The organism is Burkholderia sp. Nafp2/4-1b, from assembly GCF_003635165.1.
Lineage (GTDB): Bacteria > Pseudomonadota > Gammaproteobacteria > Burkholderiales > Burkholderiaceae > Burkholderia.
This window is the reverse complement of sequence record NZ_ML058604.1, coordinates 63,308-79,883: the sequence shown is the minus strand read 5'-3', so window position 1 is coordinate 79,883 and position 16,576 is coordinate 63,308. Positions and strand designations below refer to the sequence as shown.

Annotated in this window: 11 protein-coding genes; 3 read left to right on the top strand and 8 right to left on the bottom strand. The window is 68.8% G+C overall.

Annotated elements, in window-relative coordinates; all coding sequences use genetic code 11:
• Window positions 1–116: 116 nt before the first annotated feature.
• The gene (gene hrpA, locus C7H84_RS13345; RefSeq protein WP_121859233.1) at window positions 117–4,352 is read right to left on the bottom strand and encodes an ATP-dependent RNA helicase HrpA; all 4,236 of its coding nucleotides are present in this window, start codon (window positions 4,350–4,352) and stop codon (window positions 117–119) included.
• A gap of 23 nt (window positions 4,353–4,375) precedes the next feature.
• On the opposite strand from hrpA, the gene argA reads away from it, so the two are divergent.
• Complete coding sequence (argA, locus tag C7H84_RS13340; protein ID WP_027784893.1) at window positions 4,376–5,755, top strand: amino-acid N-acetyltransferase; 1,380 nt, start codon at window positions 4,376–4,378, stop codon at window positions 5,753–5,755.
• A gap of 51 nt (window positions 5,756–5,806) precedes the next feature.
• Window positions 5,807–6,082, top strand: coding sequence for an oxidative damage protection protein (locus C7H84_RS13335; protein WP_006478357.1), 276 nt, complete (start codon window positions 5,807–5,809; stop codon window positions 6,080–6,082).
• Window positions 6,083–6,411: 329 nt separating this feature from the next.
• On the opposite strand, the gene C7H84_RS13330 is transcribed toward C7H84_RS13335, so the two are convergent.
• The 3 genes from C7H84_RS13330 to C7H84_RS13320 form a co-directional block, all read right to left on the bottom strand.
• Window positions 6,412–7,824 (bottom strand): MFS transporter, encoded by a 1,413-nt coding sequence (locus C7H84_RS13330; RefSeq protein ID WP_121859232.1) that lies wholly within the window; start codon window positions 7,822–7,824, stop codon window positions 6,412–6,414.
• Window positions 7,825–7,989: 165 nt separating this feature from the next.
• Window positions 7,990–9,315 carry a CoA transferase gene (locus C7H84_RS13325; protein ID WP_240462029.1) on the bottom strand — a complete coding sequence of 442 codons (1,326 nt, stop codon included), beginning with the start codon at window positions 9,313–9,315 and terminating at the stop codon, window positions 7,990–7,992.
• Between the two features lie 17 nt (window positions 9,316–9,332).
• Window positions 9,333–11,087 carry an acyl-CoA dehydrogenase family protein gene (locus C7H84_RS13320; RefSeq protein WP_121859231.1) on the bottom strand — a complete coding sequence of 585 codons (1,755 nt, stop codon included), beginning with the start codon at window positions 11,085–11,087 and terminating at the stop codon, window positions 9,333–9,335.
• A 173-nt stretch (window positions 11,088–11,260) separates the two neighbouring features.
• Here C7H84_RS13320 and C7H84_RS13315 point away from each other — a divergent pair, with 173 nt between their 5' ends.
• Window positions 11,261–12,163, top strand: coding sequence for a LysR family transcriptional regulator (locus C7H84_RS13315; protein WP_121859230.1), 903 nt, complete (start codon window positions 11,261–11,263; stop codon window positions 12,161–12,163).
• 47 nt (window positions 12,164–12,210) lie between these two features.
• On the opposite strand, the gene C7H84_RS13310 is transcribed toward C7H84_RS13315, so the two are convergent.
• From C7H84_RS13310 to C7H84_RS13295, 4 genes are all read right to left on the bottom strand, one after another.
• Entirely contained in the window at window positions 12,211–13,629 is a 1,419-nt protein-coding gene (locus tag C7H84_RS13310; protein ID WP_121859229.1) for an amino acid permease, read from the bottom strand.
• A 92-nt stretch (window positions 13,630–13,721) separates the two neighbouring features.
• Window positions 13,722–14,759, bottom strand: a complete 1,038-nt coding sequence (locus tag C7H84_RS13305; RefSeq protein WP_205611425.1) for a porin — start codon at window positions 14,757–14,759, stop codon at window positions 13,722–13,724.
• 123 nt (window positions 14,760–14,882) lie between these two features.
• Window positions 14,883–15,269, bottom strand: a complete 387-nt coding sequence (locus C7H84_RS13300; protein WP_121859227.1) for a RidA family protein — start codon at window positions 15,267–15,269, stop codon at window positions 14,883–14,885.
• A 75-nt stretch (window positions 15,270–15,344) separates the two neighbouring features.
• The gene (locus C7H84_RS13295; RefSeq protein ID WP_121859226.1) at window positions 15,345–16,559 is read right to left on the bottom strand and encodes an amino acid aminotransferase; all 1,215 of its coding nucleotides are present in this window, start codon (window positions 16,557–16,559) and stop codon (window positions 15,345–15,347) included.
• Between the last annotated feature and the right edge of the window lie 17 nt (window positions 16,560–16,576).

Below are 16,576 nucleotides of genomic sequence, written 5' to 3'. Positions count from 1 at the left end.
AAACGTTCGGCGGGCCCCGCCGGTTGACGCGAGCCGGCATTGCGCCGGTTCGACGCATGCCGCGGCGGCGGGGCCAGAGCGCGCCGCCGCCATGGGCCTGGACGACCGATGCAACACTAGCGCTGCATCGACTCCCAGACCTTGTGCAGACGCTTGACAGAGACCGGCATCGGCGTGCGCAGTTCCTGCGCGAACAGCGAAATTCGCAATTCCTCCAGCAGCCAGCGGAATTCCGCGAGCCGCGCATCCGCGACGCCGCCGCGCTGCGACACCGCGCGCTGGTACTGCTGCACGAGCGGGATCAGCTCGGCGGACTGCTTCGCGTCGCGCGCCGGGTCGGCCTTCAGCTTGTCGATCCGCAGCGCGATGCCCTTCAGGTAGCGCGGGAAGTGTGCAAGCTGCGCGTAAGGCGTATCGATCACGAAGCGCTTGCCGACCAGCGCACCGAGCTGCTGCTGCAGATCCGCATGGGCCTGCGCGAACGGCTTCGCCTGCGTGAGCTTCTTCGCGAGCCCCGCGTACTCGGCAAGGATCTGCCCGACGAGCCGCGCGATCTCCTGCGCGAGCAGGTTCAGGCGGCTGCGGCCCTCGTCGCGGCGCGCGTGGAAGCTCGCGTCGTCGTCGGGCAGCGGATCCTGCAGGCACGCGCGGTCGAGCGCGGTGTCGATCAGCTGGTCGCGCAGCTCGTCCTGGGTGCCGAGCGACATGTACTGCATCGCCATCTCGCGCAGCCCCGGTAAATTCTTCTCGAGGAACTTGATCGGCTCCTTCAGCTGCAGCGCGAACAGCCGCCGCAGCCCGGCCCGGTGGATCCGCGCGGCCTCCTCCGGCGAGTCGAACACCTCGACGTCGCAATGCGTGCCGCGATCGACGAGCGCCGGGTAGCCGTACAGCGTCTGGCCGCGCCGGCGGATCTCCAGCAGCTCGGGGAGCTTGCCGAAGTTCCACGTCGTCAGGTTCTCGTACAGCGCGGTCGCGCCGGTTTCGGCCGCAGCCGTCGTTTGCGGTGCCGCGCCCTTGGCCGGCTTGCCGCCCTTTGCCGTCGAACCTGGCGAACCCGCCGGCCCCGGCGTGGCGCGCGCCGCCGGCGCACCGCCCGCCACGTCCGCGCCGGCTTCGCCGCCGGGCGCGATCGTCGATGCCGCCGCGATCTTCTGAAACTGCTGCTGCGCCTGCGCGCCGAGTTCCTGACGCAGCTGCGCGAGATTGCGCCCCATCGCGAGCTGGCGGCCGTGCTCGTCGATCACCTTGAAGTTCATGAACAGGTGCGCGGGCAGCGTCTCGAGCTTGAAGTCGGCCGTCTTCATCGCGACCTGCGTCTCGCCGCGCACGTCGGCGATCAGCGCCTCGACGAGACCGCCCGCACCGAAGCGCTCGCGGCCCGTGCGCTCGACGAAGCCGGCCGCGTACTCGGGCAGCGGCACGCAATGCCGGCGCAGTTTCTGCGGCAGCGACTTCAAGAGCAGCTGCACCTTTTCCTTCAGCATCCCCGGCACGAGCCATTCGCAGCGGCGCGCGTCGACCTGGTTCAGCGCGAAGAGCGGCACCGCGAGCGTCACGCCGTCGCGCGGCGTGCCGGGCTCGAAATGGTAGGTCAGCGCCATCTCGACGCCGGCCATCGTCGCGCGCTTCGGGAACAGCTCCGTCGTCACGCCGGCCGCCTCGTGGCGCATCAGGTCGTCACGCGACAGGTACAGCAGCCGCGCCTTGTCCTCCGCTTGCCCGCCCTTCTTCACCTCGTCGCGATACCAGCGCTCGAACGCCGCGCCCGTGTGGATGCCCTCCGGAATCGCGTGGTCGTAGTACGCGTAGATCAGCTCGTCGTCGACCAGCACGTCCTGCCGGCGCGACTTGTGCTCGAGCTGCTCGATGTCGGCGAGCAGCTTGCGGTTGTGCGCGAAGAACGGCAGCTTCGTGTCGAACTCGCCTTCGACCAGCGCGCCGCGGATGAACAGCTCGCGCGCGCGCGCCGGATCCTGCTGGCCGAACGCGACGCGCCGGCGGTGGTAGATCGGCAGCCCGTACAGCGTCGCGCGCTCGAACGCGCTGACCTGTGCCGGACGCTTCTCCCAGTGCGGCTCCGACAGCGATTTCTTCAGCAGGTGCGCGCCGATCTTCTCGACCCACTCCGGCTCGATCTTCGCGAGGCAGCGCGCGTACAGCCGGCTCGTCTCGACGAGTTCGGCCGCCATCACCCAGCGGCCCGCCTTCTTCGCGAGCGCGGAGCCCGGCCACAGGTAGAACTTGATCCCGCGCGCGCCGAGGTAGTGCGGATCGTCGTCGGCTTTCATCCCGAGGTTGCCGAGCAGGCCCGTCAACAGGGCCAGATGCACCTGTTCGTAGGTCGCCTCGACCTCGTTCAACCGCCAGCCGTGCTCGCGCACGACCGTCAACAACTGCGAATGAACGTCGCGCCATTCGCGCAGCCGCAGGTGCGACAGGAAATTCTGCCGGCATGCGTCGATCAGCTGGCGATTCGATTTCTTGTGCGCGACGGCCTCTTCGAACCACGCCCAGATCTTCAGCCACTGCAGGAATTCGGAACGCTCGTCGGCGAACCGGCGATGCGCCTGGTCGGCCTGCTCCTGCGCTTCGATCGGACGGTCGCGCGGGTCCTGCACCGACAGCGCGCTCGCGATGATCAGCACCTCGCGCAGCGACTGCTGGTCGCGCGCGGCGAGAATCATCCGGCCGACGCGCGGGTCGAGCGGCAGCCGCGCGAGTTCGCGGCCGAGCGGCGTCAGCGCGTTGTCGTCGTCGACCGCGCCGAGTTCGTTGAGCAGCTGGTAGCCGTCCGCGATCGCGCGGCCGGGCGGCGGCTCGAGAAACGGGAACGATTCGATCGCGGTCAGGTGCAGCGACTTCATCCGCAGGATCACCGATGCGAGCGACGAGCGCAGGATTTCGGGATCGGTGAAGCGTGCGCGCGCCTGGTAGTCGCTTTCCTCGTACAAGCGGATGCACACGCCGTCGGCCACGCGGCCGCAGCGGCCCGCGCGCTGGTTCGCGGCGGCCTGCGAGATCGACTCGACCTGCAGCTGCTCGACCTTGTTCCGGTACGAATAGCGCTTCACGCGCGCGAGACCGGTGTCGACGACGTAGCGGATGCCCGGCACCGTCAGCGAGGTTTCGGCCACGTTGGTCGCGAGCACGATGCGGCGCGCGTTCGACGCCTTGAACACCTTGTCCTGGTCGGCCGCCGACAGCCGCGCGAACAACGGCAGGATCTCGGTATGCGGCGGATGGTGCTTGCGCAGCGCTTCAGCCGCCTCGCGGATCTCGCGCTCGCCGGGCAGGAACACCAGCACGTCGCCGGGGCCTTCGCGACACAGCTCGTCGACCGCGTCGACGATCGCGTCCATCAGGTCGCGTTCGGCTTCGCGCGCGGTCTTCACGCGATCGCGGCCGCCCGTGCCTTCCGCGTTCTTCACGGCCGGGCGATCCTCGGCCACCGGCCGGTAGCGCATCTCGACCGGATACAGCCGCCCGCTCACCTCGATCACGGGCGCCGGACGCTCGTCGCTGCCGAAATGGCGCGCGAAGCGGTCGGCGTCGATCGTCGCGGACGTGACGATCAGCTTCAGGTCCGGCCGCCGCGGCAGGATTCCCTTCAGGTAGCCGAGCAGGAAGTCGATGTTCAGGCTGCGCTCGTGCGCCTCGTCGATGATCAGCGTGTCGTACGCCTTCAGCAACGGATCGGTCTGCGTCTCGGCGAGCAGGATGCCGTCCGTCATCAGCTTGACGGACGCGCCCGGCGCGAGATTGTCGGTGAAGCGCACCTTGTAGCCGACCACTTCGCCGAACGGCGTGCCGAGCTCCTCGGCGATCCGCCGGCCGGTCGACGACGCGGCGAGGCGCCGCGGCTGCGTATGGCCGATCAGGCCCGTGCCGCCGGCGCCGAGACCGCGGCCGAGATCGAGGCAGATCTTCGGCAGCTGGGTGGTCTTGCCCGAGCCCGTTTCGCCGCAAACGATGACGACCTGATGACCGGCGATCGCGCGCGCGATCTCGTCGCGCTTGCCCGACACGGGCAGGCTTTCGGGGTACGTGATCGGCGGAACCGGATTCGGTGCGACAGCCGCGCGCGGCGGACGCTCGCGACGCGGCGCGCGCTCGCCGGTGGCCTGCGGCGCGTCCTTCGCGGCCGGCTGGCCTTGCTGACCCTGCTGACCATCGTTGCGGCGCCGGTCGTCGCCGCGCGGTCCGCGCGGCGGCTTGCCCGCCTGCTGTTGCTGGTGCTGCTGCTGGCGCGGCTCGCCCTGCTGCCGGCGCGCATCGGCTGCACCTTCCGGGTGCTTCGCCGACGGCGCTTTGGCCCGCGTCGGCGCGGGACTTTTAGGTACATTCGACATGGGGGCGCATTATAATCCCGCCCATGAATTCCCAAACCGACCTCCCTCCCGCCCAGACCGGCGCCGCGACGCCGCCGGCCGCCGACGATTCGGCCGCCAGCCACGCGCAGTTCGTCGACTGGATGCGCTCCGTCGCGCCCTATATCCACAAGTTCCGCAACAGCACGTTCGTCGTGGGGTTCGGCGGCGAAGTGGTGCAGCAGGGGCTGCTGAACGCGCTCGTGTCCGACATCGCGCTGTTGCAGGCGATGGGCATCCAGATCGTGCTGGTGCACGGCTCGCGGCCGCAGGTCGAGGAGCAGCTGAGCCTGCATGGTGTCGAATCCGAGTTTTCGCACGGGCTGCGCATCACCGATGCGCGCGCGCTCGAATCCGCGAAGGAAGCGGCCGGCGAAGTCCGTCTCGACATCGAAGCCGCGATCAGCCAGGGTCTGCCGAACTCGCCGATGGCGCATGCGCACATCAGCGTCGTGTCCGGCAACTTCGTGACCGCACGGCCGGTGGGGATTCTCGACGGGGTCGATTTCGCGCACACGGGCATCGTGCGCAAGATCGACGCCGAATCGATCCGTCATTCGCTCGCGAGCCGCAAGCTCGTGCTGCTGTCGCCGCTCGGCTTCTCGCCGACCGGCGAGGCGTTCAACCTGTCGATGGAAGACGTCGCATCCGCCGCCGCGATCGCGCTGCGCGCCGACAAGATCATCTTCCTGACCGACGGGCCCGGCATCGTCGACGACGAAGGCGAGCTCGTGCGTGAAATGTCGCTCGACGCGGCGGCCGAGCTGCTCGATTCCGGCAACATCCAGGGCGACGACGGGTTCTTCCTGAAGCATTCGATCCGCGCATGCCGCGGCGGCGTGACCCGCGCCCACCTGATTCCGCAATCGCTCGACGGCAGCATGCTGCTCGAACTGTTCCTGCACGACGGCGTCGGCACGATGATCTCGTACGAGAACCTCGAGAGCCTGCGCGAGGCGACGCCGGACGACGTCGGCGGGATCCTGTCGCTGATCGAGCCGCTCGAGTCGGACGGCACGCTGGTGCGGCGCGGCCGCCACCAGATCGAACGCGACATCGACCACTTCTCGGTGATCGAGCACGATGGCGTGCTGTTCGGCTGCGCGGCGCTGTATCCGTACCAGCAGGAAAAGATCGGCGAGATGGCGTGCCTGACGGTGGCACCCGAAGCACAGGGCTCGGGCGACGGCGAACGCCTGCTCAAGCGCATCGAGCAGCGCGCCCGCGCGCGCGGCCTCACGCACATCTTCGTGCTCACGACGCGCACCGAGCACTGGTTCCTCAAGCGCGGCTTCGTCAAGGTCAGCGTCGACGACCTGCCGGAAGACCGCCGCAAACTCTATAACTGGCAGCGCAAGTCGCTCGTGCTGATGAAGCAGCTCTGAGCGCAGGCACGACTGCCCTTCCCCCCAGACCGATTACAGGAGAAGTACACGATGGCTCGAATGATCCAATGCGCGAAACTCGGCAAGGAAGCCGAAGGTCTCGATTTCCCGCCGCTGCCGGGCGAACTCGGCAAGCGCATTTACGAAAGCGTGTCGAAGGAAGCCTGGCAAGGCTGGCTCAAGCAGCAGACGATGCTGATCAACGAGAACCGTCTGAACATGGCCGATCCGCGCGCGCGTCAGTACCTGATGAAGCAGACCGAGAAGTACTTCTTCGGCGACGGCGCGGACCAGGCGTCCGGCTACGTGCCGCCGACCGAAGGCTGAGCGCCGCGGCGCGCGACGGCCGGCCGGGCCGGCTTCGTCGCGAAGTGAAGTGACGTTGCGTAAATGCAGACGGCACCGTGTATCGCACGGTGCCGTTTGCTTTTGGGATGCGTGAGTTGGGACGCGCGATTGGGCGCGAGTCGAGGCCATGCGGCGCGCGATCCGTGCGGCGCCCGGTGCCGCCGGAGCGGCCGGAGCGGCCGGAGCGGCCGGAGCGGCCAATTATCGCCTCCCCGCATCACCGCGTACCCGCCTCACCGCATCACCGCATCACCGCATCACCGAATCACCGACTCGCCAGCGTGCTGAATCACGCCGGCCTGCCCGGCTCACCCCGCCGGTTTCAACGTGCCGCGGTCGTCCGGCTGCGCAGCCTCGCCGGCCGCATTGTCGGCGTTGGCGGCTTCAGTACCCCATTCGGCCGCATCGCTGCGCTCCGCCGTCGACAACTCGTCCGCGCGATAGCCGGTGCGATTGAGCAGCGCGAGCATGCATGCGAGCGACACGAGCGCATAGAGCCCCGACGCGATCGCGACGCCGACGATGCTGCCGGTCGCGTTCAGGATCGCCTGCGCGAGCACCGGCGTGCCGCCGCCGACGACGAGCGCGCTCAGCTGATACGCGAGCGACAGCCCCGTATAGCGGATATTGGCCGGGAACACGCGCGCGAGCACGCCGCCGACCGCGCCGTAGAACATCGCCGACGGGATCGTCGAGATGCACATCCCCGCGACGGCGACCCAGTACGAACGCGTCGCGAGCGCATGAAACATCACGGGCATCAGCACGATCTCGGGAATCAGGATCCAGCACATCGCGCGGCGCATGTCGACCTTCGACACGAACCACGCGCCGACCGGCTGCATCAGGAACTGCACGACGAGCGAGATCGACAGGATGCCGAGGAACGTGCCCTGCGCGTAGCCGAGCGTCTTGGTTGCCCACGACAGCGCGAACGTGCTGCGGAAATACGTGACGTTGATCACCGGCAGCGTGCCGGCCGCGAGCAGCACGACCGGCCAGTGATCGCGCACGACGTCGCGCAGCGGCAGCTTCACCGTGCGCTTGCGCGCGAGCACGCGCTGCATGTCGATCGACTCCTCGAGCCGCAGCCGGATCACCATCCCGATGATCACGAGCACCGCCGACAGCAGGAATGGAATGCGCCAGCCCCACATCAGGAACGACGGCGTCGGCAGCGCGCTCAGCGCGAAGAACGCGGCGGTGGCGAGCAGGTTGCCGGTGGGCGAGCCCTGTTGCGCGAATGCCGCGTACAGGATGCTGCGATGCTTCGGCGCGTTCTCGCTCGCGATCAGTACCGCGCCGCCCCACTCGCCGCCGACCGCGATGCCCTGCAGCACGCGCAGCACGACGAGACCCGCGGGCGCCCACACGCCGATCGACGCGTAGCCGGGCAGCAGGCCGATGCCGGTCGTCGCGAGCCCCATCATCACCAGCGTGATCACGAGCGCGGTCTTGCGGCCGACGCGATCGCCGAGATGCCCGAACACGATCCCGCCGAGCGGCCGCGCGGCGAAGCCGGCCCAGAACGTGACGAACGCGAGCAGCGTCGCGACGCCGGGATCCATCGTGCTCGAGAAGAACACCTTGCCGAACACGAGTGCGGCGGCGGTGCCGTAGATGTAGAAGTCGTACCACTCGATCGTGGTGCCGACGAACGCCGCCAGGGCGGCGCGGCCGGGCCGCGGCTGCGCGGCGGACGAGGATTGCGGACGGCTCATCGATGTCTCCATGTTTGTGATCGGCGGCGCGACTGTCGCGCGCGTTGCCGGATGGCCGGCCTTGCGCCGCCGGCTGGCGGGGGTGCTTCACGTTGCGTTGCGTTGCTCTGCGTTACGTTGCGATCGGGCGGCTCGGGACGCCGACCTGCGCGCGCCCTCGGCCGGTCATGTCGGGTCCGGCGCGACTGTCAGCACGCCTGCGTCGAGCAGTTGCTGCTGGAGCGCGGGATCGACACCGAGGCGGTCGAGCACCGCGCGCGTGTCGCGGCCGAGCGCGGGCGGCGGCGAGCGGTAGGTCGCCGGCGTGCGCGACAGCTTCACCGGCGACGCCGTTCCGCGATACGCGCCGATCTCGACGAACAGTTCGCGATGCAGCGCGTGCGGATCGCGCGCGACGTCGGCGACCGTGCGCACCGGCCCGCACGGCACGCCTGCCGCCATCAGGTCGCGCGCGAGCGGCTCGCATGGATGGGCAGTCAGCCGCACCTCGAGCTCGACCTTCAGCTCGGACCGGTGCGCGCAGCGGCTGCGGTTGTCGACGAAGCGCGGATCGTTCGCAAGCGCCGGCGCACCGAGATGCGCGACCAGGCGGGCGAACTGACGATCGTTGCCGACCGCGAGGAAGATCGGCACGGTCGCCGTGCGATAGCTGTCGTACGGTGCGATGTTCGGATGTGCGTTGCCGCTGCGCTCGGGCACGCGCCCGGAGCCGAAGAAGTTCGGCAGGTGCGGATGCAGCAGCGACACGCCGCAGTCGTACAGCGCGATGTCGATCGACTGGCCCTGCCCGCTCTTCTCGCGCTCCGCGAGCGCGAGCAGGATGCCGGCGAGCGCGTTGAGGCCCGTGACCATGTCGACGATCGGCAGCCCGATGCGCGTCGCGGCGCCGTCGCGCTCGCCGTTCACGCTCATCAGCCCGGCCATCGCCTGGATCACCGCGTCGTAGCCCGGCAACCCGCCGAGCGGGCCGTCGTCGCCGAACCCCGTCACCGCGCAGTGGATCAGGCGCGGGAAACGCGGCTGCAGGTCGCGTGCATAGTCCATCCCCCAGCGCGCGAGCGTGCCGGGCTTGAAGTTCTCGACGAGCACGTCGGCGTCTTCGAGCAGCCGCCACAGGATCGCGCGCCCTTCGTCGCGGGACAGGTCGAGCGCAAGCCCTTCCTTGTTGCGGTTCACGCCCATGAAGTACCACGCGGTGTCGCCGAGGAACGGTGGGCCCCAGCCGCGCGTCTCGTCACCGTCGGGCGGCTCGATCTTGATCACCGTCGCGCCGTGGTCGGCGAGTGCCTGCGTGCAGTACGGGCCGCCCAGCACGCGGCTCAGGTCGGCGACCTTCAGGCCGTCCAGTGCGCCGCGCGTGGTGTTTGCCGTATTCGGCGTATTCGCCGTATTCGCCGTATTCGCCGTATTCGCCGTATTCGCCGTGTTTGCCGTGGTCGCCGGTTCAGTCGCCGTCGCCGCTTTGGTCGCCGTCGTAGCTCTCGTCGCCATCGTCACGCTGGTCGCGCTCATCGCTCGACCTCCGGCAGCAGGTCGAGCGCCATGTCGAGCGGCACCGGCGCACCGCGCACCAGCGCGTCGAACGCCGCCGCTTCGTCGTCGCGCGACGCGGGCGCGAGCGGATCGACCGGCAACAGCTTGTGGCGCACGATCAGGTGCGCAAGCGCGAGGCGCCGGTAATCGGGCGCGAGTTGCACACCCTCGCACGCCATCAGCACGGCCGCGCTCGCGTAGTACAGCGCCGACGCGGCCTGCCGCACGCACGCGTCGTCGCCGTCCGCCGCGACCCGCGCGAGCGCATCGCATGCGCGCGAGAGAATGCGCCGCAGTGCCGCGCGGCTCGCGTCGGGCAGCGGCGCCGCGCCGAGCCGATCGGCGAGAAACGTGCGCAGTGCGTCGAGCGCCTGCTCGCGCTGCGCGGCGCGTGCGACGTCGAGCGCGACGATGTTGCTCGTGCCCTCCCAGATCGAACCGAGATGCGCATCGCGCACGAGCCGCGCATCGCTCCATTCCTCGATGTAGCCGATGCCGCCGCGCACTTCCATCGCGTCGCCCGTCACGCGGCGCGCATCGCGGCACGCGCGGAACTTGATCAGCGGCGTCAGGATGCGCACGCAGCGCGCGGCCTGCGCGTCGCCCGCATCGGCCTGCGGCAGCAGCAGCGCGATCTGCATGAACATCGCGCGCGCGGCCTCGGCGGGCAGCAGCATCTTCATCAGCTGGCGCTGCATCAGCGGCATCTCGATCAGCTTGCGGCCGAACGCGGCACGGTGTGCGGCGACGTGCAGCGCCTCGTTCAGCGCGCGCCGCATCAGCCCCGCCGCGCGCACGCCGTTCGACAGCCGCGACATGTTGATCATGTCGGCCATCTGGTGAAATCCGCGGCCGATCTCGCCGATCAGGTACGCCTGCGCGCCTTCCAGCGCAATCTCGCCGCTCGCCATCGAACGGCTGCCGAGCTTGTCCTTCAGCCGCACGATCCGGTAGCGGTTGCGCGTGCCGTCCGGCAGCGTCTTCGGCAGCAGGAACAGCGCGAGCCCCTTGATGCCGTCCGGTGCGCCGTCGGGCCGCGCGAGCACCATCGCGAGGTCGGCGTCCGCGTTCGAGCAGAACCATTTGTCGCCGTACAGGCGCCATACCGTGCCGCCCTGTGCGTCCGTTTCGCGCACCGCGCGCGTCGCGATGCGTGCGACGTCGGAGCCGGCTGCCTGCTCGGTCATGAACATCGCGCCCTGGAACAGCGTGTCGAAATCGCGCGACGCCAGCCTCGGCAGATAGTGTTCGACGAGTGCCGGCTCGCCGAAACGGCGCAGCGTGCGCGTCAGCGAATCGGTCATGCTGACCGGGCAGCACAATCCGAATTCGGCCTGCACGAACAGGAACGTCAGCGCGTACTTCACGAGCGGCGCCACCGCCTCCGATTGGTGGCTCAGCGACGCGAGCCCGAGCTCCGCATACGCGACGCGTTCGAGCGCGACATACGCGGGATCCTTGTCAATGCGCTGCACGGCTTCGCCGCGCCGGTTGCGATGTTCGAGCACAGGCGGATGCTTGTCGGCGCGCGACGCCCATTCGTCGAGTTCGCCCGACACGCGCTCGCCGAGCGCATGCAGTCGCGGTTCGAGTTCCGCGTAAAGTGCGGCGCCGAGGTGCAGCTTCAGCAGCGCGCCGAAATCGGGGTCGGCCCTGAAGAAATTGATGCCGCGGCTGTCGGGGATGTTGTTGGCTGCGCCGAGGTCCGGCGTGCGGGCGGTGTCGTTCATGCATGCGTCTCCGTGATGGCCCGGCTGTCGATCGGTGGCCGCCCCGTGGCAGCGCGGCCGGTCGTGCCAGGCGTTCAGCAGAGCGTAGGCGCGCGATCGATAAGCGTCCAATACAGGATTTATCCGGTACGATAGACAGCGCTTATCGATGCCGATGCCCGGGAGGAGACACCATGGAACTGAGGCAGTTGCGCTACTTCGTGGCGGTCGCCGAGGAACTGCATTTCGGGCGCGCGGCGAAGCGCCTGTTCATCTCGCAGCCGGCGCTGAGTTTCGACATCCGCAAGTTCGAGGAAGCGCTCGGCGTGCAGCTCTTTGCGCGCACCAACAAGACCGTCGCGCTGACCAACGCGGGCGCGGTGCTGCTCGGCGAAGCGCGCCGGCTGCTGCTGCAGGCGGCCGAGGCCGAGCGGCTCACGGTGCGTTCGGCGTCCGGTCTCGCCGGCCGGCTGCGGGTCGGCTTCGTCCATTCGATGCTGTATCGCGGGCTGCCCGATGCGGTGCGGCGCTTCGAGGCCGACTATCCGAGCGTCGAAGTCGTGCTCAGCGAAATGAACACGCAGGCGCAGGTTCAGGCAATCCAGCGCGGCCAGATCGATCTCGGCTACGCGCACTGGGGCCACTGCCCGCCCGAGGTCGAATCGGCGCCCGTGTACGCGGAGCCGTTCGTGTGCTGCGTGCCGGCCGCGCATCCGCTCGCGCGGCGCCGCCAGGTCGCGCTCGCCGCGCTGGCGGCGGAACCGTTCATCCTGTTCCCGCGCGACGCGGCGCCGCACTATCACGACCTGATCATCGCGCAATGCGTGAACGCGGGTTTCAGCCCGCTGATCCGTCACGAGGCGCGGCTGTGGCAGACGATCCTGTCGATGATCGAGTTTGGAATGGGCATCGCGCTGGTGCCGCGCGTGCTGCAGCAGGTGAAGAGCGACCGGCTCGCGTTCCGGCCGCTGAAGGATGCGTCGCTCGAATCGCGTACGCTCGAACTGAAGCGCAGCGGTACGGCCGAACCGGTCGCGCTGCGCTTCGCCGACTACGTGCGCGCATCGATCGACGCGCTGCCCGCGCTCGCGGGCTGAGCTGGCGCGTCGTTACTGCGCGCCGGTACTTCGTCGTGACTTCTCCACTACTTCGCTTCGGGCTGCAGCACCGGCTGCGCGCGCCGGTACCACACCGCATACACGACCGACAACGCAATCAGGAACGGAATGCCGAAGATCAGCGTCATGTGGAATTCGGCCGTGAAGTAGGTCGTCACCATCACCGCGAGCATCAATGCCGCGCCGAGCAGCGTCAACACCGGAAAGCCGCGCATCCGGAACGCGGGCGCCGGCAGGCCGAGCGCCGCACGGCGCCGCCGGAAGCAGTAATGCGTGACGAAGATCATCATCCACGTGAACAGCGCGCCGAACATCGACACCGCCATCATGATCGTGAACGACGCGTCCGGATACAGCACGCTCAGCACCGTCGCGAGCGCGATGCCGAGCGTCGACAGCAGCAGCGCGCCGAACGGCACGCCGCGCGCGTTCACTTCGCCCAGTGCCTTCGGCGCATGACCCGCGCGCGACAGGCTGAACATCATCCGCGTCGTGATGTAGAGCTGGCTGTTCATCGCGGAGAGCGCGGCGATCAGCACCACGAAGTTGATCAGCCCGGCCGCGCCCGGCAGGTGGATCGCCTCCATCACCTTCACGAACGGGCTTTCGTCGCGCCCCGCCGACGTCCACGGCACGATCGCGAGCATCAGCGCGAGCGTGACGAGGTAGAACAGCACGAGCCGCACGATCGTCGAGCGGAACGCGCGCGTCACCGCACGCTCGGGATCTTCCGCCTCGCCGGCCGCCACCGCGATCATCTCGATGCTCAGGTAGCTGAAGATCGACACGATCACCGCGACCCACATCCCCCACATGCCCTTCGGAAAGAAGCCGCGGTGATCGACGTAGTGGTGAAAGCCTGCCCGCGCCGCGCCGTCGCCGACCAGCGCCGGATCGACGAATACCACATACGCGCCGAGCACGATGAAGCCGACGATCGCCGCGATCTTCACGACCGAGAATCCGTATTCGACCGCGCCGAACACGTCGACGCTGCGCGCATTGACGAACACGAGCAGCGCCGAGAACCCGACGATCCACAGCCAGCCCGGCACGCCCGGGAACCAGTACTTCATGTACAGCGCGATCGCGGTGACTTCGGTGCCGACCGCGAGCACGATGCACGCCCAGTACGCATAGCGCACGAGAAAACCGGCCCATGGGCTCACGTAATGTTCGGCGTACGCGCCGAACGAGCCGGAGGTCGGATGCGCGACCGTCATCTCCGCGAGACAGCCCATCAGCAGCAGCGAGATGAATGCACCGATCGCGTAGCTCACGAGCACGCTCGGGCCTGCGAAGCCGATCGCGAACCCGCTGCCGAGAAAGAGACCGGTGCCGATCGCCCCGCCGATCGCGATCATCGCCATCTGCCGTGCGGAAAGCGTGCGGCGGAGCCCCTGTTCGCGCGCCGCGATGTGCTGGAATTGCCCTTCTGATTGCATCGAATGACCTCGTTCGAAAGCGTGGATCCGGTCGAAACGTCGACGGCGCACGGGCCGGTGCCGGACCGCACCGGCCACCGCGCGCCGCATGCTTAGAACAAGTGGCGCAAGCCGGCAGCGACGCCCGTCTGGTTGCCGCGTCCGGGCATTTCGGTGAACGCGCCGCCGGTCACCCGGTTGTAGTCGACCGTCGCGTACACCTGCGTGGCCTTCGACAGCGCGTACTCGGCCTCGAGCACGCCCGTATAGCGCTTGCCGCCGTTACCGGCGATGCCGTTTGCGTTGCGGATGTCGTCGTAGTACGCGACGCCCGTCACCGATATCGCCGGCGTGACCTGCACGCTCGCGCCGGTATAGAAGATCGCGTCGCGGCGCGGGTTGTCGGCGAACGAACCGTAGGTCACGTCGCGGCCCGGCGCGTTCAGCAACTGCCGGTCGAGCACGCCCGTGCGGTCGATGCCGCCGAGATAGCCTGCGTACAGCGTCGCCGCGCCGAACGCGTAGCGTGCGCCCGCGCCCCACGCCTGCTGCGCGCGGCTCGTCAGGTCGCGCACCTGCTGGTAGGTCACGCCGACCATCAGCCCGCCGAGCGTATACGACACGTGCGTGCCCCAGTACGCATTCGCGCCGAGGCTGCCGGCGACGCCGCCGAAACCGTAGCTCGCGCCGACGTTCAACCCGCCGAACGTGCCGTCGTAGCTCACGACGTTGCTCGCGCGGCCCTGCGTGAGGAAGTACGGCCACATGTTGGCCGTGTAGTTGCCGACCGTCAGCGGATCGAGATCGCCGAACAGGTTGAACGCCTCGGTCGCCTGCCGGCCAAGCTTCACGGTGCCCCAGTCGCTCGCGAGGCCGACATACGCGTAGCGGCCGAACAGCGCACCGTCGAGCTGCCCGTTCTGCGGCTCGAAGCCGCTCTCGAGCCGGAAGACGGCCTTCAGCCCGCCGCCGAGCGCCTCGCTGCCCTTCAAGCCCCAGCGGCTGTTGGTGATCGCGCCGTTGGTCATCTGCACGCTCGCATCGTTCGACGCGTTCGCATGCGTCGTGTAGCGAATGCTCTGGTCCACGATGCCGTAAAGCGTCACGCTGCTCTGCGCCATCGCGGCGCCGGCGGCGAGCAGGCCCGCCATCGTCGGTAGTGCGAATCGACTGATGCACTTCATCTTCGTCTCCATCCTTGTCTCGTTTGTCGATGTTGGTTGATGTTCGTTGTTGATCGTGGGTACTGCAATCCGCGCGCGGCGGCATGCGTGCTAGTCGCGCGTCGCCGGCAGCGCGACGTACGCGACGAGTTCGACGCGCATGTCCGGATGCGCGAAGCCCTGCACGCCCACGCACGTGCGGTTCGGGTACGGTTCGACGAAATGGCGCCGGTATTCGGCGTCGAATTCGGGCATCGCCTTCACGTCGGACAGGTAGACGAGCACCTGCGCGACGTCGTCCATCGACGCGCCGGCCGCCGCGACGGCTTTCGCCAGATTGCCGAGCGTCACGCGCGCCTGCTCGGCCATCGTGTCGCCGACGATCGCGCCGGACGCGTCGACCGGCCCGTGGCCGGTAAACATCAGTCCGCCCGCGCGGGTCGCCCACGAGAACGGCTGCCCGAGTTGCGGCAAGTCGACCGGGATCGTGTCTGCCATCGTGTCCTCCTTCGGTTCGGGATCGGTCGTTTGGATCGTTTGGATCGTTTGGATCGTTTGGATCGTTTGGGCCGCTCAGGCAGCCTGGCGCGACGTGCCGCCGAGCACGTCGGCGATCGCGTTCGCGACGTGGTCCACGTTCGCGTCGTTCAGCCCCGCGATGCACAGGCGGCCGGAGCGCAGCAGATAGACGCCGTGCGACGCGCGCAGTCGATCGACGTCGGCCGCCGCGATGCCCGTGTAGCTGAACATCCCGCGCTGCGTGACGAGCGCATCGAACGCCGGCGTGGGCAGGCGCGCGTCGAGACGCGCCTTCAGCGCGCCGCGCATCCGCTTGATGCGCGTGCGCACCTGTGCCACCTCGTCTTCCCAGCGCGCCCGCAGCGCGTCGTCATTCAGCACCGTCGACACGAGCTGCGCGCCGAACAGCGGCGGGCTCGAATAGGTGCGGCGCACGCCGGCCTGCAACTGGCTCAGCACCGTCGCCGCTTCACCCGCGCTCGCGCAGACGATCGACAGCCCGCCGACGCGCTCGCCGTACAGCGAGAAGTTCTTCGAGAACGAGTTGCTGACGATCGCCGGCAGTCCCGCTTCGACGATCGCGCGCACGGCCCATGCATCGTCGTCGAGCCCGTCGCCGAAGCCCTGGTACGCCATGTCGACGAAGGGAATCAGCCCGCGTCGCACGAGCACGTCGATCACCGCGCGCCACGCATCGCGGCCGGGATCGAGGCCCGTCGGGTTGTGACAGCACGGCTGCAGCAGCACGACGCTGCGCGCGGGCAGTGCCTCCAGCGCCGCGAGCATCGCGTCCACGCGCAGGTCGTTGCGCGCTTCGTCGTAGTACGGATACGTGTGCACGTCGACGCCGGCCGCCGAGAAGATCACGCGATGGTTGTCCCACGTCGGATCGCTGATCCAGATCGCGCTGTCGGGGAAATAGCGCTTCACGAATTCCGCGCCGAGCCGCAGCGCGCCCGAGCCGCCGAGCGTCTGCAGCGTCGCGATACGGCCTTGCGCGAGCGCCGCGCAGTCGGCACCGAACACGAGGCGCTGCACGCCCTGCCGATACGCGGCAAGCCCTTCCATCGGCAGATACGTATGCGGCGCGCCGGCTTCGCGCTGGCGCTCGGCCGCGATACGCGTGCTTTCCAGCACCGGGATGCGGCCCGCGTCGTCGTAGTAGAGACCGATGCTGAGGTTGACCTTGTGCGGATGCGCGTCCTGCTGGAACGCCTGGAACAGCGACAGGATCGGGTCGCCCGGATAGGCGGGAATATGGTCGTACATGGCGGAATGACGTCAGG

Excerpts from the sequence above, each read along its gene's own strand:
- hrpA (WP_121859233.1), bottom strand. The coding sequence starts at position 4,352 with ATGTCGAATGTACCTAAAAGTCCCGCGCCGACGCGGGCCAAAGCGCCG.
- argA (WP_027784893.1), top strand. The coding sequence starts at position 4,376 with ATGAATTCCCAAACCGACCTCCCTCCCGCCCAGACCGGCGCCGCGACG.
- C7H84_RS13335 (WP_006478357.1), top strand. The coding sequence starts at position 5,807 with ATGGCTCGAATGATCCAATGCGCGAAACTCGGCAAGGAAGCCGAAGGT.
- C7H84_RS13330 (WP_121859232.1), bottom strand. The coding sequence starts at position 7,824 with ATGAGCCGTCCGCAATCCTCGTCCGCCGCGCAGCCGCGGCCCGGCCGC.
- C7H84_RS13325 (WP_240462029.1), bottom strand. The coding sequence starts at position 9,315 with ATGGCGACGAGAGCTACGACGGCGACCAAAGCGGCGACGGCGACTGAA.
- C7H84_RS13320 (WP_121859231.1), bottom strand. The coding sequence starts at position 11,087 with ATGAACGACACCGCCCGCACGCCGGACCTCGGCGCAGCCAACAACATC.
- C7H84_RS13315 (WP_121859230.1), top strand. The coding sequence starts at position 11,261 with ATGGAACTGAGGCAGTTGCGCTACTTCGTGGCGGTCGCCGAGGAACTG.
- C7H84_RS13310 (WP_121859229.1), bottom strand. The coding sequence starts at position 13,629 with ATGCAATCAGAAGGGCAATTCCAGCACATCGCGGCGCGCGAACAGGGG.
- C7H84_RS13305 (WP_205611425.1), bottom strand. The coding sequence starts at position 14,759 with ATGGCGGGCCTGCTCGCCGCCGGCGCCGCGATGGCGCAGAGCAGCGTG.
- C7H84_RS13300 (WP_121859227.1), bottom strand. The coding sequence starts at position 15,269 with ATGGCAGACACGATCCCGGTCGACTTGCCGCAACTCGGGCAGCCGTTC.
- C7H84_RS13295 (WP_121859226.1), bottom strand. The coding sequence starts at position 16,559 with ATGTACGACCATATTCCCGCCTATCCGGGCGACCCGATCCTGTCGCTG.